This is a genomic window from Microbacterium sp. BE35, from assembly GCF_031457705.1.
Taxonomy (GTDB): Bacteria; Actinomycetota; Actinomycetes; order Actinomycetales; family Microbacteriaceae; genus Microbacterium; species Microbacterium trichothecenolyticum.
On record NZ_JAVDXD010000002.1, the window covers coordinates 1,108,833 to 1,134,514 of the forward strand.

Annotated in this window: 27 protein-coding genes; 20 read left to right on the plus strand and 7 right to left on the minus strand. The window is 70.5% G+C overall.

Features of this window, described 5'->3' with window-relative positions; genetic code table 11:
• Positions 1 to 44: 44 nt before the first annotated feature.
• Positions 45 to 2,375 (plus strand): 5-methyltetrahydropteroyltriglutamate--homocysteine S-methyltransferase, encoded by a 2,331-nt coding sequence (gene metE, locus J2Y46_RS11100; RefSeq protein WP_310242281.1) that lies wholly within the window; start codon positions 45 to 47, stop codon positions 2,373 to 2,375.
• On the opposite strand, the gene J2Y46_RS11105 is transcribed toward metE, so the two are convergent.
• Both J2Y46_RS11105 and lexA read right to left on the minus strand, forming a co-directional pair.
• Positions 2,372 to 3,880, minus strand: coding sequence for a hypothetical protein (locus J2Y46_RS11105; RefSeq protein WP_310242283.1), 1,509 nt, complete (start codon positions 3,878 to 3,880; stop codon positions 2,372 to 2,374). The genes metE and J2Y46_RS11105 overlap by 4 nt on opposite strands.
• A gap of 114 nt (positions 3,881 to 3,994) precedes the next feature.
• On the minus strand, positions 3,995 to 4,675 hold the full coding sequence (gene lexA / locus J2Y46_RS11110; protein ID WP_045297256.1) for a transcriptional repressor LexA: 681 nt from the start codon (positions 4,673 to 4,675) through the stop codon (positions 3,995 to 3,997).
• Between the two features lie 261 nt (positions 4,676 to 4,936).
• Here lexA and J2Y46_RS11115 point away from each other — a divergent pair, with 261 nt between their 5' ends.
• From J2Y46_RS11115 to J2Y46_RS11145, 7 genes are all read left to right on the plus strand, one after another.
• Entirely contained in the window at positions 4,937 to 5,347 is a 411-nt protein-coding gene (locus J2Y46_RS11115) for a LysM peptidoglycan-binding domain-containing protein (RefSeq protein ID WP_084695457.1), read from the plus strand.
• 67 nt (positions 5,348 to 5,414) lie between these two features.
• Complete coding sequence (locus tag J2Y46_RS11120; RefSeq protein WP_396653167.1) at positions 5,415 to 6,500, plus strand: histidinol-phosphate transaminase; 1,086 nt, start codon at positions 5,415 to 5,417, stop codon at positions 6,498 to 6,500.
• Positions 6,497 to 7,105, plus strand: a complete 609-nt coding sequence (gene hisB, locus J2Y46_RS11125) for an imidazoleglycerol-phosphate dehydratase HisB (protein ID WP_045297255.1) — start codon at positions 6,497 to 6,499, stop codon at positions 7,103 to 7,105. Before J2Y46_RS11120 ends, hisB begins: the two co-directional genes overlap by 4 nt.
• Positions 7,102 to 7,773, plus strand: a complete 672-nt coding sequence (gene hisH / locus J2Y46_RS11130; protein ID WP_045297253.1) for an imidazole glycerol phosphate synthase subunit HisH — start codon at positions 7,102 to 7,104, stop codon at positions 7,771 to 7,773. The genes hisB and hisH overlap by 4 nt, the downstream gene beginning before the upstream one ends.
• Positions 7,774 to 7,845: 72 nt before the next feature.
• Positions 7,846 to 8,592: a bifunctional 1-(5-phosphoribosyl)-5-((5-phosphoribosylamino)methylideneamino)imidazole-4-carboxamide isomerase/phosphoribosylanthranilate isomerase PriA gene (gene priA, locus J2Y46_RS11135; protein ID WP_045297251.1), complete on the plus strand. Its 747-nt coding sequence runs from the start codon at positions 7,846 to 7,848 to the stop codon at positions 8,590 to 8,592.
• Positions 8,576 to 9,358 carry an SseB family protein gene (locus tag J2Y46_RS11140; RefSeq protein ID WP_045297249.1) on the plus strand — a complete coding sequence of 261 codons (783 nt, stop codon included), beginning with the start codon at positions 8,576 to 8,578 and terminating at the stop codon, positions 9,356 to 9,358. The genes priA and J2Y46_RS11140 overlap by 17 nt, the downstream gene beginning before the upstream one ends.
• A gap of 61 nt (positions 9,359 to 9,419) precedes the next feature.
• Positions 9,420 to 10,817: an aminotransferase class V-fold PLP-dependent enzyme gene (locus tag J2Y46_RS11145; RefSeq protein WP_310242291.1), complete on the plus strand. Its 1,398-nt coding sequence runs from the start codon at positions 9,420 to 9,422 to the stop codon at positions 10,815 to 10,817.
• A gap of 30 nt (positions 10,818 to 10,847) precedes the next feature.
• On the opposite strand, the gene J2Y46_RS11150 is transcribed toward J2Y46_RS11145, so the two are convergent.
• Positions 10,848 to 11,264, minus strand: a complete 417-nt coding sequence (locus tag J2Y46_RS11150; protein ID WP_396653168.1) for a DUF1844 domain-containing protein — start codon at positions 11,262 to 11,264, stop codon at positions 10,848 to 10,850.
• Between the two features lie 287 nt (positions 11,265 to 11,551).
• On the opposite strand from J2Y46_RS11150, the gene infC reads away from it, so the two are divergent.
• The 12 genes from infC (at position 11,552) to J2Y46_RS11210 (ending at position 22,873) form a co-directional block, all read left to right on the plus strand.
• A complete protein-coding gene (gene infC / locus J2Y46_RS11155) occupies positions 11,552 to 12,217 on the plus strand; it encodes a translation initiation factor IF-3 (RefSeq protein WP_084695456.1) in 666 nt (221 codons plus the stop codon).
• Positions 12,218 to 12,288: 71 nt separating this feature from the next.
• Positions 12,289 to 12,483, plus strand: coding sequence for a 50S ribosomal protein L35 (rpmI, locus tag J2Y46_RS11160; protein WP_045297246.1), 195 nt, complete (start codon positions 12,289 to 12,291; stop codon positions 12,481 to 12,483).
• A 32-nt stretch (positions 12,484 to 12,515) separates the two neighbouring features.
• Positions 12,516 to 12,899: a 50S ribosomal protein L20 gene (gene rplT / locus J2Y46_RS11165; RefSeq protein WP_310242293.1), complete on the plus strand. Its 384-nt coding sequence runs from the start codon at positions 12,516 to 12,518 to the stop codon at positions 12,897 to 12,899.
• A 178-nt stretch (positions 12,900 to 13,077) separates the two neighbouring features.
• Positions 13,078 to 13,878, plus strand: coding sequence for an RNA methyltransferase (locus J2Y46_RS11170; protein ID WP_045297243.1), 801 nt, complete (start codon positions 13,078 to 13,080; stop codon positions 13,876 to 13,878).
• Positions 13,879 to 13,954: 76 nt separating this feature from the next.
• A complete protein-coding gene (locus J2Y46_RS11175) occupies positions 13,955 to 14,770 on the plus strand; it encodes an amino acid ABC transporter ATP-binding protein (RefSeq protein WP_245619512.1) in 816 nt (271 codons plus the stop codon).
• Positions 14,771 to 14,885: 115 nt separating this feature from the next.
• Positions 14,886 to 15,803 carry a glutamate ABC transporter substrate-binding protein gene (locus J2Y46_RS11180; RefSeq protein WP_045297242.1) on the plus strand — a complete coding sequence of 306 codons (918 nt, stop codon included), beginning with the start codon at positions 14,886 to 14,888 and terminating at the stop codon, positions 15,801 to 15,803.
• Positions 15,804 to 15,882: 79 nt separating this feature from the next.
• Positions 15,883 to 16,530 carry an amino acid ABC transporter permease gene (locus tag J2Y46_RS11185; protein WP_045297241.1) on the plus strand — a complete coding sequence of 216 codons (648 nt, stop codon included), beginning with the start codon at positions 15,883 to 15,885 and terminating at the stop codon, positions 16,528 to 16,530.
• The gene (locus J2Y46_RS11190) at positions 16,527 to 17,444 is read left to right on the plus strand and encodes an amino acid ABC transporter permease (protein WP_045297240.1); all 918 of its coding nucleotides are present in this window, start codon (positions 16,527 to 16,529) and stop codon (positions 17,442 to 17,444) included. The genes J2Y46_RS11185 and J2Y46_RS11190 overlap by 4 nt, the downstream gene beginning before the upstream one ends.
• Before the next feature lie 44 nt (positions 17,445 to 17,488).
• Positions 17,489 to 18,538 carry a phenylalanine--tRNA ligase subunit alpha gene (gene pheS, locus J2Y46_RS11195; protein WP_045297236.1) on the plus strand — a complete coding sequence of 350 codons (1,050 nt, stop codon included), beginning with the start codon at positions 17,489 to 17,491 and terminating at the stop codon, positions 18,536 to 18,538.
• Positions 18,538 to 21,072, plus strand: a complete 2,535-nt coding sequence (gene pheT / locus J2Y46_RS11200; protein WP_045297234.1) for a phenylalanine--tRNA ligase subunit beta — start codon at positions 18,538 to 18,540, stop codon at positions 21,070 to 21,072. Before pheS ends, pheT begins: the two co-directional genes overlap by 1 nt.
• Before the next feature lie 21 nt (positions 21,073 to 21,093).
• The gene (locus J2Y46_RS11205) at positions 21,094 to 21,834 is read left to right on the plus strand and encodes a dienelactone hydrolase family protein (RefSeq protein ID WP_310242300.1); all 741 of its coding nucleotides are present in this window, start codon (positions 21,094 to 21,096) and stop codon (positions 21,832 to 21,834) included.
• Between the two features lie 58 nt (positions 21,835 to 21,892).
• Entirely contained in the window at positions 21,893 to 22,873 is a 981-nt protein-coding gene (locus J2Y46_RS11210; protein WP_310242302.1) for an NAD-dependent epimerase/dehydratase family protein, read from the plus strand.
• Here the strand turns inward: J2Y46_RS11210 and J2Y46_RS11215 are convergent.
• The 4 genes from J2Y46_RS11215 to J2Y46_RS11230 are packed head-to-tail and all read right to left on the minus strand — an operon-like array spanning position 22,864 to position 25,449.
• Positions 22,864 to 23,616, minus strand: a complete 753-nt coding sequence (locus tag J2Y46_RS11215; RefSeq protein ID WP_310242304.1) for an ABC transporter permease — start codon at positions 23,614 to 23,616, stop codon at positions 22,864 to 22,866. The genes J2Y46_RS11210 and J2Y46_RS11215 overlap by 10 nt on opposite strands.
• Complete coding sequence (locus J2Y46_RS11220; RefSeq protein WP_310242306.1) at positions 23,616 to 24,506, minus strand: ABC transporter ATP-binding protein; 891 nt, start codon at positions 24,504 to 24,506, stop codon at positions 23,616 to 23,618. The genes J2Y46_RS11215 and J2Y46_RS11220 overlap by 1 nt, the downstream gene beginning before the upstream one ends.
• Positions 24,503 to 24,802 (minus strand): transcriptional regulator, encoded by a 300-nt coding sequence (locus J2Y46_RS11225; RefSeq protein WP_045297224.1) that lies wholly within the window; start codon positions 24,800 to 24,802, stop codon positions 24,503 to 24,505. Before J2Y46_RS11225 ends, J2Y46_RS11220 begins: the two co-directional genes overlap by 4 nt.
• Entirely contained in the window at positions 24,799 to 25,449 is a 651-nt protein-coding gene (locus J2Y46_RS11230) for a hypothetical protein (protein ID WP_045297223.1), read from the minus strand. Before J2Y46_RS11230 ends, J2Y46_RS11225 begins: the two co-directional genes overlap by 4 nt.
• Positions 25,450 to 25,682: the final 233 nt, after the last annotated feature.

Genomic DNA, 25,682 nt, shown 5'->3' on the forward strand with positions numbered 1-25,682 from the left:
AAAGCCCCCCACTCCGAGATGAACGAAGCGAAAGAGAGAGCACGATGACCGAACCTCGCAGCACCTTCCCCCACGGCACGATCCTGGGCTATCCCCGGATCGGGCGCCGCCGCGAGCTCAAGCGCGCAGTCGAGGCGTACTGGGCCGGCACCGCCGACGCCGTGACCCTGGAGCAGACGGCGGCTGGCCTGCGCCGCGCGACGCGGGAGCGCCTCGCGGCGCTCGGCCTCGGCCGCGACGACTCGTCGATCCCCGAGTCCTTCTCGTTCTACGACCAGGTGCACGACGCGGCGGTGACCGTCGGGGCGCTGCCCGAGCGGTTCGCCGCGCTGCGAGATGCCGACGGCGCCATCGGCCTCGACGCGTACTTCACCGCCGCGCGCGGGGCGGGCGACGATGCTCCCCTCGAGATGACCAAGTGGTTCGACACGAACTACCACTACCTCGTTCCCGAGGTCGGCCCCGAGACGGTCTTCTCCCTCTCGAGCGACCGGTTCGCGCGGCAGGTGGCGGAGGCAAAGGCGGACGGCTTCACCGTCCGACCGGTGATCGTGGGCCCGGTGACCCTCCTCGCGCTCGCGAAGGCGACGTATTCCTCCCCCCGGGGCTTCGACCCGCTCAGCCGCCTCGACGACCTGCTGCCGGTGTACGCCGAGCTGCTGTCCGCCCTTCGCGCCGCGGGCGCCGAATGGGTGCAGCTGGACGAGCCCGCGCTGGTGAGCGAGAGCCTGCCCGCGGACCCGGCCGTGCTGGCGGACGCCGCGGCCCGCGCCTATGCCGCGCTGGGGGTTCGCGGGGACCGGCCCGCGATCCTCGTCGCGGCAGGTTATGCGCAGTTGTCGCCGGAGGCCTGGACGGCTCTCGCGGCGGCGCCGATCGAAGCCCTCGCCATCGACCTCACCCGCGGCGCGGTGCCCGAGGCCGTGCCGGGCCTGGACCGCAAGACTCTCGTGGGCGGAGTCGTCGACGGACGGAATGTCTGGCGCGGTGACCTCGACGCCGCATGGGAGCGCCTGCAGGTGCTGAGCGCCGTGGGCGCCTCGGAGATCAGCGCGGGCACCTCGACCTCGCTCCAGCACGTGCCCCACGACGTCGCCGACGAGTCCGCGCTCGATGAGCGGCTCGCGTCGTGGCTCGCGTTCGCCGACCAGAAGGTCGCGCAAGTGGTGGCGCTCGCCACCGGTCTGGTCGACGGGCGGGAGGCCATCGCCGAGCCGCTGGCCGAGGCATCCGCCGCCCTCGCGGACCGTCGCACCGCACCCGGCGTGCGCGACGGCGCGGTGCGCGCGCGGGCCGCGGTGCTGGACTCCGGTGACTTCGAACGCGGCGACTACGACGCCCGCGTCGCGGCGCAGGATGCCGAGCTCGCGCTTCCGGTGCTGCCCACCACCACGATCGGGTCGTTCCCGCAGACCGGCGACATCCGCCGGGCGCGTGCTCGCCACGGCCGCGGCGAGCTCAGTGCCGACGAGTACCAGCGATTCCTGCGCGACGAGATCGCGCGCGTCGTCACGCTCCAGGAGGACATCGGCCTCGACGTCCTCGTGCACGGCGAGGCCGAGCGCAACGACATGGTGCAGTACTTCGCCGAGAACCTCGACGGCTTCGCAGTGACAGAGAACGGCTGGGTGCAGTCGTACGGTTCGCGCGCGACGCGGCCGTCGATCCTGTGGGGCGACGTGGCGCGACCGGCGCCCATCACCGTCGCGTGGTCGACTTTCGCCCAGTCGCTCACCGACAAGCCCATGAAGGGGATGCTCACGGGGCCGGTGACGATCCTGGCGTGGTCGTTCGTGCGCGACGATCAGCCGCTCGGCGAGACCGCGAACCAGGTGGCGCTGGCGCTGCGGGATGAGATCGCCGACCTCGAGGGCGCGGGCATCCGTGTCATCCAGGTCGACGAGCCGGCGCTGCGGGAGCTCCTCCCGCTCAAGGCGGCGGACCAGCCGGCCTACCTCGAGTGGTCGGTCGGCTCGTTCCGCCTCGCGACCGCGGGTGCCGCGCAGGCGACCCAGGTGCACACCCACCTCTGCTACTCGGAGTTCGACGTGGTCATCGACGCGATCGCGGCGCTCGACGCCGACGTGACCTCGATCGAGGCCGCCCGCAGCCGCGGCGAGGTGATCGGCGACATCCGGGCGTCGGGCTTCACGGCCGGCATCGGCCCGGGCGTCTACGACATCCACTCGCCCCGCGTGCCGTCCGTCGGCGAGATCGCCGATCTCCTCGGCCGTGCGGTCGCCGAACTCCCGCTGCGCCGCGTCTGGGTCAACCCCGACTGCGGGCTGAAGACGCGCGGGTACGACGAGACGGTCGCATCGCTGAAGAACCTCGTCGAGGCGACCGAGGCGGTGCGGGCGAGCGTGCCGGCCTAGGAGCCCTTCTTCTTCGACCCGGATGCCGCGGCCACGTCGGTCGCGGCATCCGTCGCGTCCGGGATGACCTCGGTGTCGTTCAGCGGCTCCAGGACGGCGGTCTCCGCATCGCCCGCCTCTTCGTCGACGACATCGGCTTCGGCGACATCGATCTCGAGGTCCGCGGCGGCGGCCAGAGCCTCGTCGGGGCGACGCTGCAGCAGCTCGAAGACCCACCAGACGATGAGCCACACGATCAGCACGAGGAACACCTCGCTCACGCTGAGCGGCCGAAGAAGCATGAGCCAGAGGATCGCCAGGCCTCCCAGCACGATGCGCACGAGGATCCGCTGCGCGTAGAGCCACGTCCCGAAGCGGCCGGTGTCGATGCCGCGCTTCAACGCGGCCCCCCGCAGCCCCGCATTCACCGAGGCGACACCGCTGCGTGCCGCCGTGGCACCACGCCAGCGACCGGACATCCACGCGATCACGGCGATCACGACGCCCAGCAGCGTGAGCACGATCGCCGTATCGCGCATCGCGGCGGTGATCTGCTCGTACATCGACGCGAGGGCACCTGCGGGTACGCCGAGGTTCGGCGCGCTGAGCGCAAGCACCGAACCCCCGATGCCCAGCGCGATCGCAAGGATCCCCGCACCGACGGCGATCCCGACCCCGCTGCCGAGGACGGCGGTGGAGCGCCGCCGCGCGATCAGGATGCCCGCCAGGAAGAGCACGAGCGCGATGATCGGGGTCCACCAGCCGGCGGCGACGGCGAGGTTGTAGACGGTGCCGACCACCGTGAGGGCGTCGCTCTGCGCGACGACGATGGTCTTGTCGATGACCGGGATGGACTCGGCGAAGGTGATGCCGCGATCTACGAGGCGCTTCTTGACCTCCTCGATGATCGGGCCGAGCTGGATGCCCACCTCGCCGGTGTCGCTGATCACCACGGCGCCGCCGGAGGTGCCCCCGGCGGCGACGGCCGCCAGCGACTTGTGACTGGCTCGCAGCGCCGTCTCCCACACATCGGCGAACGCGTCGGACTGCACCAGACGCGTCACCGTGGTGTCGACGAGGTTCTGCAGACCTTGGGCGGCGGGTGCCCGCAGCAGATCGAGAGCGGCGAGAGCCCGCGGCGGCAGATCGAGCTGCTGGATGCCGTCGAACAGGTCGTTCGTCAGGCCCTCGAGGTCGAGCGAGTCCTCGATCGCCGTGGTGACCTGGTCGGCCACGAGTGCCTGCACCTGCGGATCTTCGGCGAGCGGGGCGAAGGTCTCCACGAACCGGGTCTCGTCGACCAGTTCGACCCGCGCCCATGCCGCGACGATCGAGACCGGCACCAGGATCGTCGCGATGACGATGCACAGCGCCGACAGGAAGGCCCGCCAGCGGTTGCCGTGCGCCCTCTCGGAAGGAGCTGGCGGCGGCGGCGATCCGGCGCGCAGTCGGGCGTTCTCGGCCTCGAGGGCGTCGAGGCGGGCGCGGAGCGCGGCGGACTCGTCCGCGGCGGTGACGTCGGTCATTCCCCCCTTATAGCGCTTGGCCGTGATCCACCGCCACCCGCCTCACGAGTTGGTGTCGAACTGTGCCTGAACGAAGGTCGACGAGATCGGCACGGCTGCGCTCGATCAACGGATTCAGACCGCGCGCAGCACCGCGACGACCTTGCCGAGCACGGTGGCGTCGTCGCCCAGGATCGGCTCGAACGCGGAGTTGCGGGGGAGGAGCCAGGTGTGGCCGTCGCGCTGGCGGAACGTCTTCACGGTCGCCTCGCCGTCGAGCATCGCCGCGACGATGTCGCCGTTGTCGGCGGTGGCCTGCGATCGCACCACGACCCAGTCGCCGTCGCAGATCGCGGCGTCGATCATCGACTCGCCGGAGACCTTGAGCATGAAGAGGTCGCCCTTGCCGACGAGCTGGCGCGGGAGCGGGAAGATCTCCTCCACCTGCTGTTCGGCCGTGATGGGAACGCCCGCGGCGATGCGTCCGACCAACGGAACGAGCGCGGCGTCGCCGACCGACGGCGCCGCGTCGGCGGGGCTCTCGGTGGCGGTGCCGGGCAGGTCGATGAGGACCTCCATGGCGCGGGTCTTCCCGGCATCGCGCCGCAGGTAGCCGCTCAGCTCGAGCTGGTTGAGCTGGTGCGTGACGCTCGACAGCGACTTGAGGCCGACGGCATCGCCGATCTCGCGCATGCTGGGCGGGTAGCCGTGACGGGCGATCGAGCGCTGGATCACTTCGAGGATCGCGAGCTGCTTGTCGCTCAGGCTCTTGCGCCGGCGGGTCTGGGGCTTCTCTCGCCCGGCCGCGTCGCTCATCTTCCGGCTCCGTCCTGCGCTCGGCCCGAGCGCTGTTTCTTCGAATGTCGGAGGCCCGTGGTGGGGTTCTCGTATCGAAACCGTATCCGGATCGCACGCGATGAGGTGGCAACCTCCCCGCGTGTCGCGTTCGAGAGATCGACGTCGGAATCCGGTATTGACATCGTACAGACTCGAAGATAGCTTCGGAAGAGAGGTTCGCATTCCCCACTCCCGGCCGAGTGGAGAATGCGAATCTCTCCCCATCAGGAGGAGACGAGCATGACCGCGATCGACTTCACGACGACCGTCCCGTCGCCGGCCCGGGCAGCCGGCGCCGCAGCCCAGCGCGCCACGCGCGCCGTCGCCGGGCGATCCACGCGTCTGCGGTTGACGGTGCGCGGTCGTCGCGTGCTCGCCGTGCTGGCCGCCCTTCCGGCGGTGATCGCCCTGAGCGTGGCGGTGCTCGGCGGCGGCGTGGCGCTTGCGTCGCGCGACGCGGGTGCCCCCGCGGGATCGTTCACCACGGTCACGGTCGCGCCCGGCGAATCGCTGTGGACGATCGCCGAAGAGGTCGCCCCCGACCGCGACCCGCGCGACGTCGTCGACGAGCTCGTGCGGCTGAACGCGCTCGACACCGTCCTCGTCCAGGCAGGCCAGCGTCTCGCGATCCCGGCGGCGTACGGCCGCTGATCCAGCGGTGCGTCGCGCGGCGTCACGCGGCGACGACGTGCCGACGGGCGGGCCTACCATGGGATGGGTGAGTGCACGTCTCGAAGACCTCCCCATACGCGCCGATCTCCGCGGGCAGAAGCCCTACGGCGCCCCGCAGGCGCCGCTTCCGGTCGCCCTGAACGTCAACGAGAACACGCACCCGGTTCCCGCCGAGGTCGCGGACGACATCCTCGACTCGATCGCACTCGCACTGCGCGACGTCAACCGCTACCCCGACCGCGAGTTCACCGCCCTGCGCGAGGGCTTCGCCGGCTATCTGGGTCACGGTCTCACCCGCGACCAGATCTGGGCTGCGAACGGCTCGAACGAGGTACTGCAGCACATCCTGCAGGCGTTCGCAGGCCCGGGGCGCACCGCCTTCGGGTTCACGCCCACGTACTCGATGTACCCGCTGCTCACGCGCGGCACCGGCGCGGAATGGATCTCGGGCACCCGCTCGGCCGACTACACGATCGACGCCGAAGACGCGGCGTCCCAGATCGCGGACGCCTCGCCCGACGTGATCTTCCTGTGCTCGCCGAACAACCCGACGGGCACACCTCTTGGCCTGGACGTCGTCGAAGCCGTGTACGAGGCGAGCGACGGAATCGTCATCGTCGACGAGGCGTACTTCGAATTCGCCCCGCACGACGAGCGCTCGGCGCTGACGCTGCTGTCGGGGCGCGAGCGCCTCGTCGTGTCGCGCACCATGAGCAAGGCATTCGCGTTCGCCGGGGCGCGCGTGGGCTACCTGGCCGCGGATCCCGCCCTCATCGACGCGCTGCGCCTCGTGCGCCTGCCCTATCACCTCAGTGCGCTGACCCAGGCGGCGGCGTCGGCCGCGCTGCGCCACGCCCCCGTCATGCTGGGCATGGTCGACGAGATCGTCGCTCAGCGCGACCGCATCTCGGCCACGGTCGAGGCGCTCGGCTACACGCCCCACGAGTCGTGGACGAACTTCGTGCTGTTCGGGGGCGTCGCCGATCCGGCGGCCACCTGGCAGGCCCTGTACGACGAGGGCGTGCTCATCCGCGACGTCGGCATCCCGTCTCACCTGCGGGTCACCGCGGGCACCGCGGATGAGACCACCGCATTCCTCGACGCCCTCGCCTCGGTAGGATCGGCGACATGAGCGCCGCACCACGTACCGCCTCGCTGCGCCGGGCGACGAGCGAGTCGACGGTCGAGCTCGAGCTCGATCTCGACGGCACCGGCCGCAGCCGCATCGACACCACGGTGCCGTTCTTCGACCACCTCCTGACGGCGTTCGCGAAGCACTCGCTCACCGACCTCACGGTCCGGGCGTCGGGCGACACCGACATCGACGCCCATCACACCGTGGAGGACATCTCGATCGTGCTCGGCCAGGCCATCCGCGAGGCGCTCGGCGACAAGTCGGGCATCTCGCGCTACGGCGACGCGCTCGTGCCGCTCGACGAGGCGCTCGCGCAGGCGGTGGTCGACATCAGCGGCCGCCCCTACCTGGTGCACACCGGCGAGCCCGCAGGCTTCGAGCACCACCTCATCGGCGGCCACTTCACCGGATCGCTCGTGCGGCACACCTTCGAGGCCATCGCTTTCAACGCGGCGCTGACCGTGCACGTGCGCGTGCTGTCGGGGCGCGATCCGCACCACATCGCCGAGGCGGAGTACAAGGCGTTCGCGCGGGCGTTCCGTCAGGCGAAGGCGCTCGACCCGCTCGTCGATGGCGTCCCGAGCACGAAGGGCGCCCTGTGACCGCAAGCACTCCCGCCGAGCGGGAGAAGCCGCTCGTCGCCGTCCTCGACTACGGTTCGGGCAACGTGCACTCCGCGGTCAAGGCCCTGGTCGCGGCCGGCGCCGACGCGCGTCTGACCTCCGATCGCGGCTTCATCATGGACGCGGACGGACTCTTCGTTCCCGGTGTCGGCGCATTTCGCGCGGTGGCCGAGGCGCTCCGCGCCAGCCGCGGCGACGAGCTCATCGAGCGCCGCCTCGCCGGGGGCCGTCCGGTGCTCGGCGTGTGCGTCGGCATGCAGATCTTCTTCGAGCGCGGAGTGGAGCGCGGCGTCGACACCGAGGGCATGGGGGAGTGGCCGGGCGTCGTGACCGAGCTCGACGCCCCCGTACTGCCCCACATGGGCTGGAACACCGTCGAGCCCGGTGAAGGCTCGCGCCTCTTCCGCGGCATCGAGCAGGAGCGGTTCTATTTCGTCCACTCGTTCGGCGCGCAGAAGTGGCTGCTCGACGTCCAGCCGCCGTTCCCCGAGCCCGTCCTGACGTGGTGCGAGTACGGCACGCCGTTCCTCGCCGCGGTCGAGAACGGGCCGCTGTCGGCCACGCAGTTCCACCCGGAGAAGTCCGGGGATGCCGGCATCCGTCTCCTCACGAATTGGATCGACGGCCTCGGCGGGGCTACCCTCTGAGACCGTGCCGTCTGCGGGAGCGCGTGCTTCCGCGATCCGCCCCACAGCTTCCCCACGTCTGAGTCAGGATCCATGAACGATTTCGCGTCCACACCCAAGCTCGTCCTCCTGCCCGCTGTCGATGTCGCCGACGGCAAGGCCGTCCGCCTGACGCAGGGCGAGGCCGGCACCGAGACCAGCTACGGCGACCCCGTCGACGCAGCCCTCGACTTCGCGCGGCAGGGTGCGGAGTGGATCCACCTCGTGGACCTCGACGCAGCCTTCGGTCGTGGCAGCAACGCCGGCGTGCTCCGCAAGGTCATCAAGCAGGTCCGCGGCGTGCAGGTGGAGCTCTCGGGCGGCATCCGCGACGACCGCACGCTCGAGGCCGCCCTCGAGAGCGGCGCGTCGCGCATCAACCTCGGCACCGCCGCGCTCGAGAACCCGGAGTGGGCCGCCGACGTGATCGGCCGCTACGGCGACGCGATCGCCGTGGGCCTGGACGTGCGCGGCACGACGCTCGCCGCGCGCGGCTGGACGCGTGAGGGCGGTGACCTGTGGACCGTGCTCGACCGCCTCGAGGCGGCAGGCTGCAGCCGCTACGTCGTGACCGACGTCACCAAGGACGGCACCCTCAAGGGGCCGAACCTCGACCTCCTGCGCGAGCTGACCACGCGCACCCCGAAGCCGATCGTCGCCTCGGGCGGCGTGTCGAGCCTCGACGACATCGCGGCGCTGCGCGACCTCGTCCCGCTCGGCGTCGAGGGCGCGATCGTGGGCAAGGCCCTGTATGCCGGCGCCTTCACGCTCGCCGAGGCGCTGGATGTCGCCGGACACTGACCCTCACGGACACGCGCACGGCGGCGACTCCGCCGGCGTGCCGTGGGAGGGGCGCAGCTTCCAGGCGAACCCGCACGCCTCCGACGACGGCTCCGCCGATCCGGCGCTGCTGGGCGCGCTCACCGCGTTCCGCGCGGGCACCGGCGGCCAGCGGGAGGTCGTCGACGCCTACCGTGCCGCGCGCCTGCTGATCCCGCTGGTCGCCGAGAAGGGCGACCACGGCATCGGGGCGCACGGCCTCGAGGTCGACAAGACGCAGGAGCTCTCCATCGTCACGGTGGCCGCTCCGGACGGCCGCCGCGTGCTCCCGGTGTTCACGTCGGTCGATGCCATGAGGCGATGGGATGCTGCGGCCCGGCCGGTTCCGGCCGACGGCGTCCGCACCGCCCTGTCGGCTGCGGCCGACGACACCGACCTCATCGTGGTCGACCCGGCGTCCGAGACCGAGTTCGTCATCCGGCGCCCCGCCGTGTGGGCGATCGGCCAGGGCCTGCCGTGGGAGCCGAGCTTCCTGTCGCCGGAAGTGGTGGCGGGACTCCACGAGAGCATCGGCGGCGAGCTGTCGGTCATCGACCTGGCCGTCGAGGCCGGCGACCCCGACGCGCGGCTGCGCGGCCCCGAGCTCGTGGTGCGCCTGCACCTGATGGACGGACTCGAGAAGGCCGAGCTCGACGCGGTGCTCGCGCGCCTCGCGAAGCGCTGGGCGGCCGACGACCGCATCGCCGTCCTCGTCGACTCCCTCACCGTCAAGCTCGTCCGCGCCTGAGCCCACCCCTTGCGCACGGGCGACCGCGCGGCGGAGGATCGGCTCGGCGAAGGGGGCTCCTATGGGCGACGGCGCGGTGACGGAGCAGTATCGGCAGGCGCTCGAGGTCGCTCACAGGCACGCGGCCGGGTGGCTGGACACGCTCGCGGATCGTCCGATCCGCCCCGAGGTCGACGTCGACGGCGTGCGTGCCCGGTTGGACGGAGTCCTCCCGGAGGAGGGGAGGGATCCCGTCGCGGTGGTCGAGGAACTGGCGGCGGCATCCGCGGATGGTCTCATGGCGATGGGATCGCCGCGCTTCTACGGCTTCGTGATCGGCGGCACATACCCCGCTGCGCTCGCGGCGGACTGGCTGGTGACCGCGTGGGACCAGAACACCGGCTCCCGTCAACCCACTCCGGCGACGGCGGCCGTCGAGGAGGTCGCAGCGACCTGGCTCCTCGACCTGCTGGGACTGCCCGCGGAGAGCGGGGTCGGCTTCGTGACGGGTGGCACGATGGCGAACTTCTCCTGCCTGGTCGCAGCGCGCGACGCGGTGCTGCGCCGGGCGGGCGCGGATCCGGCGGCGGGGATCCAGGCCGGGCCCGCCATCCGATTCCTCGCCGGCGACGCGGTGCACACGTCGATGGTGCTTGCCGGCCGCCTCGCGGGGCTCGGGGCCCCGAGGACCGTCGGCGCGGACGATCAGGGACGCATCGACGTCGCGGGCCTCGAGCGGGCGCTCGGCGCGGCGACAGGACCGGCGATCGTCGCGCTGCAGGCCGGCGACGTGCACTCCGGCGCGTTCGACGACTTCGCCGCTGCCGTCGCCGTCGCGCACCGCGCCGGCGCGTGGGTGCACGTCGACGGCGCCTTCGGACTGTGGGCTGCGGCGAGTCCCCGGCTGCAGCATCTCGTGCGCGGGATGGCCGACGCCGACTCGTGGGCGACCGACGCGCACAAGACCCTCAATGTGCCCTACGACTGCGGTGTCGCGATCGTGCGCGACGAGCCGGCGATGACGGCGGCTCTGGGGGCGCACGCGGCGTATCTGCCGAGCGTGGAGAGCATCTCCGATCCGTACGATCGCACGCCGGAGCTGTCACGCCGTGCGCGGGGGGTCCCCGTCTGGGCGGCTCTGCGCTCGCTCGGCCGTCAGGGGGTCGCCCGTCTGGTCGACGGGCTGACGGATGCCGCCACCGCCCTCGCCGCCGGCTTCGCCGGGATCCCCGGGCTCGAGGTGCTGAACGACGTGCCGTTCACCCAGGTCTGCCTCGCAGCCCCCGATGACGGGGCGACCGCGGCGCTGGGGGACTGGCTGCGAGCCGAGGGGACGGTCTGGGCCTCGTCGTCCACGTGGCGCGGCCGCACGGTGGTGCGCTTCGCGGTGAGCAATCACGGGACGGATGCGGAAGCCGTCCGGCGAACGGTCGACGTCGTGGCCCGAGGCGCGGCCGCGCTCGGCATCGGAGAGCGATGAGCGGGCGTCGCGGAAGTCAGCGCGACCGGATCAGGTGACCGGGCCGGTCCACTTCTCGCCAGGGCCCTTGCCGATCGGGTCGGGGATGACCGAGGCCTCGCGGAACGCGAGCTGCACCGAGCGCAGGCCGTCGCGGAGCGACCGAGCGTGCATGTCGCTGATCTCGGGCGCGCCGGCGGTGATGAGCCCCGCCAGAGCGTTGATGAGCTTGCGGGCCTCGTCGAGGTCGGTCTGCGTCTCGGGGTCGTCCGCCAGTCCCACCTTCACGGCGGCGGCGCTCATCAGGTGCACAGCGGCCGTCGTGATGACCTCGACGGCCGGCACATCGGCGATGTCGCGCGAGGCGGAGGCGGCCGCCCGCTCCTGCTCCTCCCAGCGCGCCTGGCGCTCAGCATCCACTGCCGTCGCGCTCGTCGGATCGCCGTCCTGGTCTCGAATCGTGTCCACGCCGTTCTCTCTGATAGACTGCTGCGGTCTCCGGTGCGTTCTGTACCGGATCGGAAAGTGGATCACATCCCACCCGCGCTTGCCGTTCCAGGCTACCGGGTCATGCACTCCGCCCCGACCGTTCCGCGGCCGGGGTAGCCGTCAGGGCGACCGGGCGGGAACTCCGTCACCGGAGAGGGTGCAGGAAGTCGGCGCTCGAAGCGTCTGACGGGTGGAGTGGATCTTCCTCCGCCCGCGATACGACTGCGTGTCGCGGTGGTCCAGCCCATATACCCAAGGAGTTCCGCATCAGCGATCCCCGCACCAACGACCGCATCCGCGTCCCCGAGGTCCGCCTCGTCGGACCCGCGGGTGAGCAGGTCGGCGTCGTCCGCATCGAGGTGGCGCTGCGCCTGGCCCAGGAGGCCGACCTCGATCTCGTCGAGGTGGCCCCGAACTCGAAGCCGCCCGTGGTCAAGATCATGGACTACGGCAAGTTCAAGTACGAGGCTGCGCAGAAGGCCAAGGAAGCGCGTCGCAATCAGGCGAACACCGTCCTCAAGGAGGTCCGGTTCCGTCTGAAGATCGAGGCCCACGACTACATCACCAAGCTCAAGCGCGCCGAGGGCTTCCTCCAGTCCGGCGACAAGGTCAAGGCGATGATCCTGTTCCGCGGTCGTGAGCAGTCGCGTCCTGAGCAGGGCGTGCGTCTGCTCCGCAAGTTCGCGGAGGACGTGGCCGAGTTCGGCACGGTCGAATCGAACCCCACGATCGACGGCCGCAACATGGTGATGGTCGTCGCACCGCACAAGAACAAGTCCGAGGTGAAGACCGAGCAGAACGCTCAGCGCGCCGCGAACAAGGAAGCTGCCCGCTCCGCCCGCAGCGGCGGTGCGACGCAGGCCGGCGCTCCGGCCGAGGCCCCTGAGGCCGACGCCCCGGCCGCCGCCCCCGAGGCAGCCCCGGCCGAGTAAGGCCCCACAGACTCCCGCACCGCGGGATACCGACTCCCGCCTGGGCGGGAAGTGAAACGAAGGAAGAAGAGATGCCGAAGCAGAAGACCCACTCGGGCGCCAAGAAGCGCTTCAAGGTCACCGGCAGCGGGAAGCTCATGAAGCAGCAGGCGAACCTTCGCCACAACTTCGAGGGCAAGCCCAGCCGCCGTACCCGCCGCCTGTCGCAGGAGCAGGTCCTCGCCCCGGGCGACGCCAAGGTCGCGAAGAAGCTCCTCGGCCGCTGACGCGCGCCGACGCAAGTTAGGAACATCAAGAAATGGCTAGAGTCAAGCGGGCCGTCAACGCCCACAAGAAGCGTCGCGTCATCCTCGAGCGCGCCTCGGGTTACCGTGGCCAGCGTTCGCGCCTGTACCGCAAGGCGAAGGAGCAGGTCACCCACTCGCTCGTCTACGCGTACCGCGACCGTCGCAAGCGCAAGGGCGACTTCCGCCGCCTGTGGATCCAGCGCATCAACGCCGCCGCGCGTCAGAACGGCATCACGTACAACCGCTTCATCCAGGGTCTCGGCCTCGCGGGTGTGCAGGTGGACCGCCGCATGCTCGCCGAGCTCGCGGTGAACGAGCCGAAGACGTTCGCGTCGCTCGTCCAGACCGCCAAGGAGGCGCTGCCCGAGAACGTCAACGCTCCCAAGAGCGCCTGACCACGGCATCCGTTGTCTCGAAAGGGGCGTCCTCCTCGCGGAGGGCGCCCCTTTTCGCATGCCCTGCGGCGAGAATCGCATGCCGGAGACGCATCCCCACGCCCTCTCCAGACGCCGCTGGCGCGTCGTCAGGAGCCTCTGGGCGCGTGGGCCCAGCCGCGACTCTAGACTGAGAGCCGTGCTCGAGAACCCTCGCTCTCCGCGTGTCCGCGCCGTCGCGAAGCTGACGAAGCGCAGCGCCCGTCAGGAGACCGGCCTGTTCCTGCTGGAGGGTCCGCAGGCCGCCCGCGAGGCGCTGGCGTACCGACCCGACACCCTCGTGGAGATCTTCGCCACGCCCACCGCGCTCGAGAAGCACACCGACGTGCGCGACGCCGCGCAGGACGCCGGACTCGAGATCGTCTACACCACCGAGGCGGTGCTCGACGCGATGGCCGACACCGTGACGCCGCAGGGCATCGTCGCGGTCGCACGTCAGTCGCCGACGTCCCTGCGCGACGTCTTCGCCTCCTCTCCACGTCTCGTCGCGATCTGCGAAGAGGTGCGCGACCCCGGCAACCTCGGCACGATCATCCGTGCGGCCGACGCGGCCGGTGCGGACGCCGTCGTGCTCACCGGACGCACCGTCGACCCGTACAACCCCAAGGTCGTTCGTGCGACGACCGGGTCCCTCTTCCACGTGCCGGTCGCGGTCGGGGTCGATCTCGCGACCGCCGTCGCAAAGGCGCACGAGGCAGGCGTCCGCGTGATCGCCGCCGATGTCGGGGGAGGGGACTTCCTCGCGTCGCGCGACGTGCTCGCGGAGCCGACGGCATGGCTCTTCGGCAACGAGGCGCGCGGACTCGAGGACGACGCTCTTGCGCTCGCCGACCTCTCGCTGCGGCTGCCGATCTACGGCGCGGCCGAATCGCTGAACCTGGCCACCGCGGCCAGCGTCTGCCTGTACGAGACCGCCTTCGCGCAGCGCGCGGCACGCTGAGGCGTCCTGTTACAACACGGTTAAGACGCGGGCAAGGCCCTGGCATCGTGTCGGAGCGCGGCTCTATGGTGTGGCTATGACGCCCGATGACAGTGCGCAGGCGCAACCGCCGGCCGCGCAGGCGAATCCGACGAGCAACATCTCGGTCCGCCGCGGTGACCCCCTCGTCCAGATCTCGAACGTTCAGAAGCACTACGGCGATTTCCAGGCGCTGAAAGACATCGACCTCACCGTCAACCGCGGTGAGGTCGTCGTCGTGATCGGTCCGTCAGGCTCCGGCAAGTCGACGCTGTGCCGCACGATCAACCGACTCGAGACCATCACGAGCGGCACGATCAGCATCGATGGCAAGGAACTCCCGAAGGAGGGGAAGTCCCTCGCGGAGCTGCGTGCCGACGTCGGGATGGTCTTCCAGTCCTTCAACCTGTTCTCGCACCTGACGATCCTCGAGAACGTCACCCTGGGGCCCATCAAGGTCAAGAAGATGAAGAAGGCGGAAGCCGAGGCCGTGGCCAAGCAGCTGCTGGACCGGGTAGGGGTGGGGCACCAGGCATCCAAGCTCCCCGCCCAGCTGTCGGGCGGTCAGCAGCAGCGCGTCGCCATCGCGCGCGCCCTGGCGATGCAGCCCAAGGTGATGCTGTTCGACGAGCCGACCAGTGCGCTCGACCCGGAGATGATCAACGAGGTGCTGGACGTCATGGTCGGCCTCGCCCAGGACGGCATGACGATGATCGTCGTCACGCATGAGATGGGCTTCGCCCGCAAGGCCGCGGATCGCGTCGTCTTCATGGCAGACGGTCAGATCGTCGAAGAGTCGACCCCGGAGGAGTTCTTCACGAATCCGCAGAGCTCGCGCGCGAAGGACTTCCTCTCGAAGCTGCTCACGCACTGACCCTCGCTGCAGCCGTCGAAAGGACGACACGAGCACACATCTCAGACTTCGAACCGCACGAACCCGACGTCGGAACATACGGAACCCGTGGAAACACATGCAACAGGAGGAACACATGCGCAAGACGAAGTTGATCGCGGGCGTCGGCCTCGCCGCCGCCGCCCTTCTCGCCCTCACCGCGTGCAACAGCGGCACGCCGGGGGCGGCCCCGTCGGAATCAGCGGCAGGCGGTGGCGAGGAGACCTCGTCGACGCCCTGGACCGTGGCCACCGACGTCACGATCGAGGGAAGCCCGACCTTCGACGCGATGACCGAGCGCGGCAGCGTCAAGGTCGGCGTCAAGGAGGACCAGCCCGGTCTCGGCTACCTCGACCCCACCACTGGTGAGCGGACCGGTTTCGACATCGACATCGCGCGCTGGATCGCGGCATCGCTCGGGTTCGACGAGGACCAGATCGAGTTCCAGGCGATCCCGTCGGCGAACCGCGAGCAGGCGATCGTGAACGGCGACATCGACTACTACGTCGGCACGTACTCGATCACCGACAAGCGCAAGGAGCAGATCTCCTTCGCCGGTCCGTACTTCGTGACCGGCCAGGGCCTGCTGGTCGCCGCCGACAACGACACCATCGACGGGCCCGAATCACTCACGTCCGACATGGTGGTCTGCTCCGCGACCGGCTCCACCTCGATCCAGCGGATCAAGGACATGGGCACGGCGCAGACGAAGGAGTACGACACCTATTCCGCTTGCGTCGAGGACCTGAAGAACGGGCAGGTCGACGCGGTGACCACCGACGAGGCGATCCTCATCGGCTACGCCGCTCAGGATCCTGACAACCTCAAGGTGGTCGGTGACGTCTTCAGCGAGGAGCGCTACGGCGTGGGTCTCGCCAAGGGCGACACGGCGCTGCAGGAGTACATCAACACGATGTTCACCGACGGCGGCGACATCTGGCAGCAGATCTTCGACAACAACCTCGGCGCTTCGGGCGTCGAGGGTGAGCAGCCGGAGGTCGACCCGGTCAGCTGACCCGATCCGTGGCGGCGCCGTCCCGGCGCCGCCACGGCAGGTCGGTTGCCGCGGCGGTGTGGACGAGGAAGGCGGTGCGATGGGAGTCATCACAGACAACGGCGACCTGTGGAGCGAGGCGATCGTCGGCACATTGGTGCTGTTCTTCGGCGGCGGGCTGATCGCGCTCGTGCTCGGGTTCATCGTTGGAGCCATGCGCGTGTCGCCGGTGCCGATCGCGCGCGCCGTCGGCGGGGTTTACGTGAACTGGATCCGCAACACCCCGCTCACGCTCGTGATGTTCTTCTTCGCGTTCTGCCTGCCGATCATGCTGCAGCAGCGCGTGTCGCCGATCGTGCTGGCGACAGCCGCCCTCGGCATCTACACGGCGACCTACGTCGCCGAGACGATCCGCTCGGGCGTCAACACCGTTCCGGTGGGGCAGGCCGAGGCCGCCCGCGCTCTCGGCCTCACGTTCGGACAGGTGATGTCGCTCATCGTGCTTCCGCAGGCGACGCGGTCGGTCATCCCGCCGATGATGAGCGTGTTCATCGCCCTGCTCAAGAACACGACGGTCGCCGCGGGCTTCTCCGTCGTCAATCTCGGCACCGTACGTTCCAATCTCAGCGAGCGCGGCGAGAACCAGCTCGTCGTGCTGCTGTGGGTGATGGTGATCTTCGTCGTCCTGGTGCTCCTGCTCGCCTGGCTCCAACGCATCCTCGAGCGAAAGTGGAGGATCGCCCGATGAGCAGCTCCGTCCTCTACGACCTCCCCGGTCCGCGGGCGGTCGTCCGCAACCGCATCATCGGCGCGGTGACCATCCTCGTCGTGCTGGGCTTCATCGGCTGGGTGCTCTGGCGCTTCTACGAGACCGGCCAGTTCAGTGCCGAGAAGTGGGAGCTCTTCACCTACTCCTCGATCTGGATGCTGTTCCTCGAGGCGACGTGGAACACGCTGTCGGCGTTCGCCGTGGCGGCGGTCGGCGCCATCGCGCTCGGCTTCGTCCTGGCGCTCGGCCGCATGTCCGATCATGCGTGGCTGAGGATTCCCGTGGGCTGGATCGTCGAGATCCTGCGGGCCATCCCCGTGCTGATCTTCATGATGCTGCTGTACTACGGCCTCCCCGTGATCGGCGTCAAGATGTCGCCGTACTGGGCGGTCGTCATCGCCCTGATCGCGTACAACGGCTCCGTGCTCGCCGAAGTGATCCGCGCCGGCGTCGAGTCGCTGCCCCGCGGGCAGAGCGAGGCCGGCTATGCGATCGGGCTGCGCAAGTCGGGAGTGATGCGGCTCGTGCTGCTCCCGCAGGCGGTCCGCGCGATGCTGCCGGTCATCATCTCGCAGCTCGTCGTCACCCTGAAGGACACCGCGCTCGGCTTCATCATCACGTTCCATGAGCTGCTCTACCTCGTGAAGCTGCTCGGCTCGCAGGCGCTGTACAACTCGCCGCTCATCCCATCGGCCATCATCGGCGGCTCCATCTACGTGGCGCTGTGCCTCGCCCTGTCATACGTGGCCTACCTCGTCGAGAAGCGCACGCGCCGCTCGCCGCGCGTGCCGCAAGTCGCCGCCGCCAACGCTCCGGCGGGCACCGACACGGAGCTCATCGTTGCGCAGCGCGTCAATGACGGATCCGACTACCGCACCGGCGGAGGCGCCTGAACGCGGGCCGGTCCTGCCCCGAGCCGTCGGTAGACTCGTGTCTCGTGTCCGACGCTCCCGAAACCACTGAGATCACGCCTGAGGCGGTGAACTCCGCCGTCGACGCCGCCCTCGAGGCCATCGCGGCCGCGGGCGACACCGCGACGCTGAAGGCCGCGCGCTCCGCGCACTCCGCGGAGGGCTCGCCGCTGGCGAAGCTCAACGCGCGGCTGCGCGACGTGCCGAACGACAAGAAGGCCGAGTTCGGCAAGCTCGTCGGTCAGGCCCGCGGCCGGGTGAATCAGGCGTTCGCCGCGCGCGAGGAGGAGCTCGCCGCGGCCGAGACCGTCGCGAGGCTCGAGGCGGAGCGCGTCGACATCACGGCGCTCGCGGCTCGCGCGCGCGTGGGGGCGCGGCATCCGATCTCCCTCCTGCAGGAGCAGATCGCCGACATCTTCGTCGGCATGGGCTGGGAGATCGCGGAGGGTCCCGAGCTCGAGCACGAGTGGTTCAACTTCGACGCGCTCAACTTCGACGTCGACCACCCCGCGCGCCAGATGCAGGACACGTTCTTCGTCGATCCGGTGGAGCGCCACCTCGTCATGCGCACGCACACGAGCCCCGTCCAGGTGCGCTCGATGCTCGAGCGCGACCTGCCGCTTTACGTCCTGTGCCCCGGGCGCGTGTACCGCACCGACGAATTCGACGCGACGCACCTGCCCGTCTTCACCCAGTTCGAGGGCATCGTCGTCGACAAGGGCATCACGATGGCGCACCTCAAGGGCACGCTCGACCACGCCGCCAAGGTGCTGTTCGGGGCCGAGGCGAAGACGCGCTTCCGTGCGAACTTCTTCCCCTTCACCGAGCCGTCCGCCGAGCTCGACCTGTGGCACCCCACGTTCAAGGGCGGCGCCCGCTGGATCGAGTGGGGCGGCTGCGGCATGATCAACCCGAACGTGCTGCGCGCGGCCGGGATCGACCCTGAGGAGTACTCCGGCTTCGCGTTCGGCATGGGGATCGAGCGGACGCTCATGTTCCGCAGCGACGTCCAGGACATGCGCGACATGGCCGAGGGTGACGTCCGCTTCAGCGAGCAGTTCGGAATGGTGGTCTGATGCGCGTCCCGCTCTCATGGCTTCGTGAGTATGTCGACGTCCCGGCGGATGCCGCGCCCGAGGACGTCCTCGCGGCGCTCGTGCGCGTCGGGTTCGAAGAGGAGGATGTCCACCGCTTCGAGCTGCAGGGTCCGATCGTGGTCGGCGAGGTCCTCGAATTCGTCGAGGAGCCGCAGTCCAACGGCAAGACGATCCGCTGGTGCCAGGTGCGCGTCGCGCCCGACGGCGAGACCGCCGCGGACGGCGGCGACGCGGTGCACGGCATCGTGTGCGGCGCCCGCAACTTCTTCGTCGGCGACAAGGTCGTGGTGACCCTTCCCGGCGCGGTGCTGCCCGGCCCGTTCCCGATCGCCGCGCGCAAGACGTACGGCCACGTGTCGGACGGCATGATCGCCTCGGCCCGCGAACTGGGGCTCGGCGACGAGCACAACGGCATCCTCCGGCTCGTCGAACTCGGCATCGACGCGCCCGTCGGCACCGACGCGATCTCCCTGCTGGGACTCGACGACGTCGCGGTCGAGATCAACGTCACGCCCGACCGCGGCTATGCGCTGTCCATCCGCGGTGTCGCGCGAGAGTACTCGCACTCCACCGGCGCCGCGTTCCGCGACCCGGCAGAGCGCACGTGGGAAGACGTCGCGCCCGGTGCGGGCTTCCCCGTGAGCGCCGAGGACCTCGCCCCCATCCGCGGCCGCGCGGGAGTCACCGAGTTCGTGGCGCGGGTCGTGCGCGACGTGGACCCCACGAAGCCCACCCCCGCCTGGATGATCTCGCGGCTGTCCCTCGCGGGCGTCCGCTCGCTCGGCATCCTCATCGACATCACCAACTACGTGATGCTCGAGCTCGGCCAGCCGATCCACGGCTACGACCTCGACAAGCTGCAGGGCGGCATCACCGTGCGCCGGGCGACGCCGGGCGAGAAGCTCGAGACGCTCGACGGCAAGGTCCGCACCCTCGACCCGGAAGACCTGCTCATCACGGACGACTCTGGCCCGATCGGCCTCGCCGGCGTCATGGGCGGCGGCACGACCGAGATGGGCGAGGCGACCCGCAACGTGCTCATCGAGGCCGCGACGTTCGACACCGTGTCGATCGCGCGCACCGCTCGCCGGCACAAGCTGCCGAGCGAGGCTTCCCGCCGCTTCGAGCGCGGCGTCGACCCGCTCGTGCCCTTCGTCGCCGCCCGTCGCGTAGCCGACCTCATGGTCGAGTACGCCGGCGGCACCAGCGACGACGAGTACGGCGCCGCGCTGTTCGCCGAGGTGTTCATCCCCGGCATCGAGCTTCCGCCGACTTTCGTTCAGCGCCTCATCGGCGTCGACTACACGCCGGGCCAGATCGAGGCCGCGCTGCGGCTCATCGGCTGCGACGTCGTCGGCGCCGAGGGCAGCGAAGGATGGCAGGTCATCCCGCCGTCGTGGCGCCCGGACCTCACCGACAAGTGGACGCTCGCCGAGGAGGTCGCCCGCATCGAGGGCTACGACCGCATCCCGTCGGTGCTGCCGCTGCCGCCCTCGGGCCGTGGCCTCACCGCCGCGCAGCAGGGCCGTCGTCGTGTGGCGAACGCGCTCGCCGCTGCGGGCTTCGTCGAGACGCCGTCGTTCGGGTTCACCAGCGAGGAGCAGAACGATCTCCACGGCTCTGCGTCGGGGGAGCAGCTCCCGAGCGTCAAGCTGGCGAACCCGCTCGACGGGCAGGCTCCGTTCCTGCGCCGTTCGCTCGTGCCGGGCCTTCTGCAGGTCGCGCACCGCAATGTATCGCGCGGCTTCACGGACCTGTCGCTCTTCGAGACCGGCGTCGTCTTCCTCCCGAAGGTCGGCGTGCGGTACGGAACGTCGTTCGTGCCGCCGCTGGCGGTGCGACCGGATGCCGCGACCCTTGCCGAGCTCGACGCCTCGATCCCGCCGCAGCACCGCCACGTCGCCGTGCTGCTCACGGGCAGCCTGGTCGCGAAGCAGCCCGGCGTCGCGCCGGTGACGGCCGACCTCGCCGACGCCCTCGATGCGGTCCGAACGATCGCGGCAGCCGCGGGCGTCACGATCGATGTCGCCCAGGGTCAGCGCGCCGCGCTGCACCCGGGCCGCACCGGCGTGCTGTCCGTTGACGGCACCGAGGTCGGCTACGTCGGCGAGCTGCTGCCGGCGGTGGCCGAGGCGTCCGATCTTCCGGGTCGCGTCATCGTGGCGGAGCTCGATCTCGATCTCGTGCTCTCGCTTGCGGGGGACAAGGTCGTCGCGGCTTCGCTGTCGGGGTTCCCGGCAGCGACGCAGGACGTGTCGCTGGTGCTCGGCGCCGACGTCCCGGCCGCCGAGGTGCGCGGTGCGCTCGTCTCCGGCGCCGGCGAACTCCTCGAGTCGGTGCGCCTGGTCGATGACTATCGCGGACAGGGCGTGCCCGAGGGCGAGAAGAGCCTGACGTTCGCGCTCCGATTCCGCGCCACCGACCGCACGCTCACGGCCGCCGAGGCGACCGAGGCGAAGCTGGCGGGGGTGGCCGTCGCGACCGAGCGTTTCGGGGCGACGCTGCGCGAGTAGCATCCGTACCGGAGGTGCCCGATGCCCGAGATGGTCACGGTGCCGCTCGCCGACGGCGGGCTCATCGACGTCTACGTCGCCCGCCCTGCGGGCGAGCCGATCGGGGGTCTCGTGCTCATCCACGAGATCTGGGGCCTGGTCGGTCACATCACCGACGTGGCCGACCGCTTCGCCGCCGAGGGATGGCTGGTCGCGGCGCCCGACATCCTGAGTCACGGCGGCGTGGCACCGGCGCTCGGCGAGGAGCTCTTCGCGCTGATGAACAGCGATGACGAGGAGACCCGCACCGCGGCGCAGCCGCGCATGCGCGAGGCCCTGTCCGGCATGCGTGCACCCGAGTACGCGAACTGGGCGGTGGCCGCTCTTCGCGCGACGGTCGACTGGCTGACGGAGCAGCCCGGGGTCGACGACCGGATCGCCGCGACGGGCTTCTGCTTCGGCGGGACCTACGCGTTCCTCATCGCTGCGCACGACGACCGCGTGCGCGCCGTCGCGCCCTTCTACGGCACGGCGCCGCCGGCGGACCGTATCGCCGATATCTCCGCGCCGGTGCTGGCCGTCTACGGGCAGCGCGACCCCGCGCTCATCGACGCCCTTCCCGCTGTGACCGAGTCGATGGCGGAGGCCGGCGTCGACTTCACGGCCGTCGTGTACCCCGACTCGGCGCACGCGTTCTTCAACGACACCGGCCGCCGGTACAACCCGACCGACGCGGCCGACGCCTGGGAGCGCGTGACGACCTTCCTCCGCAGCCACGCCTGACGTTCTGCCCTCGGCGGAGAGGGATGCCTCGGCACGGTGCATCTGGTTGGGTGGAGGCGTGACCGACGTACTGGTGCTGGGCGGGACGGGCTGGCTGAGCGGGCGCATCGCCGAGAGGTGGGCGGATGCCGGCGCCGTCGTCACCTGCCTCGCCCGAGGCGGACGCGACGCACCGTACGGGACGGCGCTCGTCGTGGGTGATCGCAACCGCGAAGACGCGTACGACGAGGTCGCGCGCCGCGAGTGGGACGAGATCGTCGACGTGTCGTCGAACCCCGACCATGTCGCCGGGGCCGTGACGGCGCTGGGGGAGCGCACGCGGCACTGGACGTACATATCGACGGTCTCGGTCTACGCCGCCGACGACGCGCCCGGCGCCGACGAGTCCGCCGGCCTGCTGACACTCGCCGGCCCCGGCGAGGACGAGGGCTACGGTCGCGCGAAGGTGCGGGCAGAGGCATCCGTCCGCGCCGGTCTCGCGTTCCGCGCCGCCATCGTGCGGCCGGGGCTGATCGTGGGACCCGGCGACCCGACCGATCGATTCGGATACTGGGTGGGCCGATTCGCTCTCGCTGCGACGGACGACGTGCTCGTGCCCGAGACGGTCGATCGGGGTGCGCAGGTGATCGACGTCGACGACCTCGCGGTGTTCGTGCAGGCCGTGGGGCGCGAGAAGTGGACGGGGGTCGTGAACGCGGTGGGCGACCCGGTCGGCCTCGACCGGCTCTTCGCGGAGGCGCGCGCCATCGCCGGTCATTCCGGCGCCCTCGTCGCCGCGGACGACGACTGGCTCGAAGAGCACGATGTCGCGTACTGGATGGGGACGCGGTCGCTGCCGTTGTGGCTGCCGGGCGGAATGCCCGGGTTCTGGACCCGCTCCAATGTTCTGTACCGGCTCCTGGGCGGGCACCTGCGTCCGCTGCGCGAGACCCTCGAGCGCACCCTCGGCGACGAGCGCGCTCGAGGTCTCGATCGCGAGCGCCTGGCCGGGCTCACCCGGCCCGATGAACTCGCTCTGCTCGGCGAGGCTCAGCGGTAGCGACGACCTTCGTCGCGTCGGTACAGCCAGACCGCGAGGACCCCCAGCACCAAGGTCCACGCGAGGATGCCGAGCACCGCCCACAGCGGCGCGCTCTCGCCGAGGGCGGCCGCGATGACGATCTCGCGTGCTTCGCGCACCCACAGGAACTTCGAGGCGAGGTCGAGCCATTCGGGGAACAGGATCGGGGGGAGGAACAGTCCGCCGCCGAACGCGAGCAGGAACATCACCACCTGTGTGATGGCGATCGCAGCCTTCGGCCCGGCGGTCGTGCCGATGATCGTCCCGAGCAGTGCCGAGGGCACCGCCGTGAGGACCGCCAGCCCGATCGCCGCGAACAGATCCCCGGGGTGCACGGCTGCTGCGGTGAAGATCCCACCGACGATCAGGAGCGGGATCATCGCGAGGATCGAGACGACGAGCGTCGCCGCCATCAGCCCGATGATCCGCGCCGCCGGCGAGCCCGGGAGCGTGCGCAGGTAGGGCCACCAGGCCTTGGAGCGCTGATCCGCCATGTCCAGGCCGATGCTGAACAGGCTCGCCGACATGAAAGCGAAAACGACCATCGACGCGATGGCGGCCGTCGCGAAATCGGGTTCGTCGACGACCATGCGCTGCGGCAGGACGAACAGGCAGAACGCGAGCGTCGGGAACACGAGCGATCCGATCACGGCGATCGGCACGCGCATGGTCTCCAAGAGGTTGTACTTCGTGTGGACGGCAGCGAGCGTCAGCGTCGACATCAGACCATCGCTCCCTTCGTGATCGTGAGGAAGGCTTCTTCGAGGGATGCTCCCCGCACCGTCAGGTCGGTGAAGGGGGCGCCGGACGCGACGAGCGCCCGGATGAGCGCGTCGGAGTCCGAGACGACCGCGGTCACGAGGCCGTCGTCCGGGTCCGCGGCGACGGCCGCTTCGGGATCGAGTGCGAGGATGCCTGCGACGGTGACCCCGCGCAGGGTCACGCGGCGGCGGCTCACGCCCGCCACCACGGCGGCGAGCGTGTCGTCGGCCCGCACCACGCCGTGGTCGATGACGACGACGCGCTCCGCCAGCTGCTCGATCTCCTCGAGGTGATGGCTGGTCACGACGACGGCGGCGCCTTCGCGATGGCGGGTCCGCACGGCCTCCCAGAGCGAGCGCCGGGCGTCGACATCGAGGCCGGTCGTCGGCTCGTCGAGGAGGACGAGCTCGGGGTCGCCGACGAAGGCGAGGGCGACCGCGACGCGACGCTGCTGGCCCCCCGAGAGCGCCCCGCACTGTTTCGCGAGCAGCGGGCCGAGGTCGAACTCCCGGATGACGCGATCCACCGGGCCCGGGGCGGGGTAGTGGGATGCGACGAACCGCAGCACCTCGCGCACCTTGAGCGCCTCCGGCAGCGCGGTGGCCTGCGGCGTGGATCCGAGCCGCGCGCGGCTCGCCGGGGTGCGCGGATCGCCGTCGAAGAGGCGCACCACACCGGAGGTCGGCGGCCGCAGGCCCTCGACGAGGGAGAGCAGGGTCGTCTTGCCGGCCCCGTTGGGCCCGAGGAGGCCGACGCACTCCCCGGCGTGGATGTCGAGCGTGACACCGTCGAGGGCGACGGTGTCCCCGAATCGCCGTGTGAGGGCTTCGGTGTGGACGACTGCGGTCATGCGGATCCTCCGAGGAGCGCGAGCAGCTGCGTGCGATATGCGCGGAACGCTCCGCGCCCGGCGTGGGTGAGTGTGATCTCGGTGACGGGCTTGCGGCCGGCGAACGACTTCGCGACCTCGACGTACCCGGCATCCGACAGCTTGGCGAGATGGGTGGTGAGGTTGCCCGCGGTCATGCCCAGGAGCTTCTGCAGCGCCGGGAAGGTGATCGTGTCGCCGTCCCCGAGCACCTCGACCAGCGTCGTCATGATGCGCAGCCGTGCCGGGGCGTGGATGACCGGGTCGAGTTCGTTCATGACCGCTCCGCGGCACCGGGTGCGACCGGTCCCCAGAGCATGAGCGCGGCCACGATGAGCATCGCAACGGGTCCGGCGATCGCGTAGACGAGGAAGTGGGTCGGCGCGCCGAAGAAGAGCCCGACGACGGCGATCACGATGAGGAAGCCGCCCAGGATGTACATCGGCACCGCCCGCCACACGGCGCCGCCTGACAGATAGAGCACGCCCACCAGGAAGATGTAGAGACTCGGGTACAGCAGCTGCGAGAGCTCCTGCGACAGGCCGTTGCTCTGCAGGCCCGAGATCAGCCCCCACGCCGCCACCATGACGATCGTCCACGAGCAGCCGTACAAAGCTCCCTGCAGCTGGCTGCGCCCGCGGATCCCGTCGCTGCCCGCGCGGATGCCGACCACTGCCGACCACACGATCGCGATGACGAGCGCACCTGCGAAGATCCACCAGCCGACTGCGGTGGGGAGCACGTCGACGCCTCCGACCCCGCCGGTGAGCCAGAGCGCACCGAACCCGACGCCCCATGCGATCGCCCAGAGCACCAGCAGCCCGGCGTAGCGACCGGTGATGCGACGGACGGCCTCACGACGGGTCGTGTCGATGAGGTCGAGCATCCGGCGCGGGTCGTTCGCGGCATCCGTTTCGTCGTCCATGCAAAGTAGTTTGCAGCGCAAAGTACTTTGCGTCAAGAGCCGCCCTGGACGAGCGGATTTGCGGATGCCGCGGCCCGGCGGCTATCGTCGGCCCATGCCTTCGGCGACCCAGGGACTCTCGACGCTCGTTCCGAGCGTCGCTCCCGCGCGCCGACGCCGTCTGGGCGAGCGCCGACTCTAGGCGACCCCGCACGCCGTCCTGTCATGGACCGTCGCGAGTGGGCGTCGCCGTC

Bases quoted from the DNA above. Each gene is read 5' to 3' on its own strand.
- metE (WP_310242281.1), top strand. From the start codon at position 45: ATGACCGAACCTCGCAGCACCTTCCCCCACGGCACGATCCTGGGCTAT.
- J2Y46_RS11105 (WP_310242283.1), bottom strand. From the start codon at position 3,880: ATGACCGACGTCACCGCCGCGGACGAGTCCGCCGCGCTCCGCGCCCGC.
- lexA (WP_045297256.1), bottom strand. From the start codon at position 4,675: ATGAGCGACGCGGCCGGGCGAGAGAAGCCCCAGACCCGCCGGCGCAAG.
- J2Y46_RS11115 (WP_084695457.1), top strand. From the start codon at position 4,937: ATGACCGCGATCGACTTCACGACGACCGTCCCGTCGCCGGCCCGGGCA.
- hisB (WP_045297255.1), top strand. From the start codon at position 6,497: ATGAGCGCCGCACCACGTACCGCCTCGCTGCGCCGGGCGACGAGCGAG.
- priA (WP_045297251.1), top strand. From the start codon at position 7,846: ATGAACGATTTCGCGTCCACACCCAAGCTCGTCCTCCTGCCCGCTGTC.
- J2Y46_RS11140 (WP_045297249.1), top strand. From the start codon at position 8,576: ATGTCGCCGGACACTGACCCTCACGGACACGCGCACGGCGGCGACTCC.
- J2Y46_RS11145 (WP_310242291.1), top strand. From the start codon at position 9,420: ATGGGCGACGGCGCGGTGACGGAGCAGTATCGGCAGGCGCTCGAGGTC.
- rpmI (WP_045297246.1), top strand. From the start codon at position 12,289: ATGCCGAAGCAGAAGACCCACTCGGGCGCCAAGAAGCGCTTCAAGGTC.
- rplT (WP_310242293.1), top strand. From the start codon at position 12,516: ATGGCTAGAGTCAAGCGGGCCGTCAACGCCCACAAGAAGCGTCGCGTC.
- J2Y46_RS11175 (WP_245619512.1), top strand. From the start codon at position 13,955: ATGACGCCCGATGACAGTGCGCAGGCGCAACCGCCGGCCGCGCAGGCG.
- J2Y46_RS11180 (WP_045297242.1), top strand. From the start codon at position 14,886: ATGCGCAAGACGAAGTTGATCGCGGGCGTCGGCCTCGCCGCCGCCGCC.
- J2Y46_RS11185 (WP_045297241.1), top strand. From the start codon at position 15,883: ATGGGAGTCATCACAGACAACGGCGACCTGTGGAGCGAGGCGATCGTC.
- J2Y46_RS11190 (WP_045297240.1), top strand. From the start codon at position 16,527: ATGAGCAGCTCCGTCCTCTACGACCTCCCCGGTCCGCGGGCGGTCGTC.
- pheT (WP_045297234.1), top strand. From the start codon at position 18,538: ATGCGCGTCCCGCTCTCATGGCTTCGTGAGTATGTCGACGTCCCGGCG.
- J2Y46_RS11205 (WP_310242300.1), top strand. From the start codon at position 21,094: ATGCCCGAGATGGTCACGGTGCCGCTCGCCGACGGCGGGCTCATCGAC.
- J2Y46_RS11215 (WP_310242304.1), bottom strand. From the start codon at position 23,616: ATGTCGACGCTGACGCTCGCTGCCGTCCACACGAAGTACAACCTCTTG.
- J2Y46_RS11220 (WP_310242306.1), bottom strand. From the start codon at position 24,506: ATGACCGCAGTCGTCCACACCGAAGCCCTCACACGGCGATTCGGGGAC.
- J2Y46_RS11225 (WP_045297224.1), bottom strand. From the start codon at position 24,802: ATGAACGAACTCGACCCGGTCATCCACGCCCCGGCACGGCTGCGCATC.
- J2Y46_RS11230 (WP_045297223.1), bottom strand. From the start codon at position 25,449: ATGGACGACGAAACGGATGCCGCGAACGACCCGCGCCGGATGCTCGAC.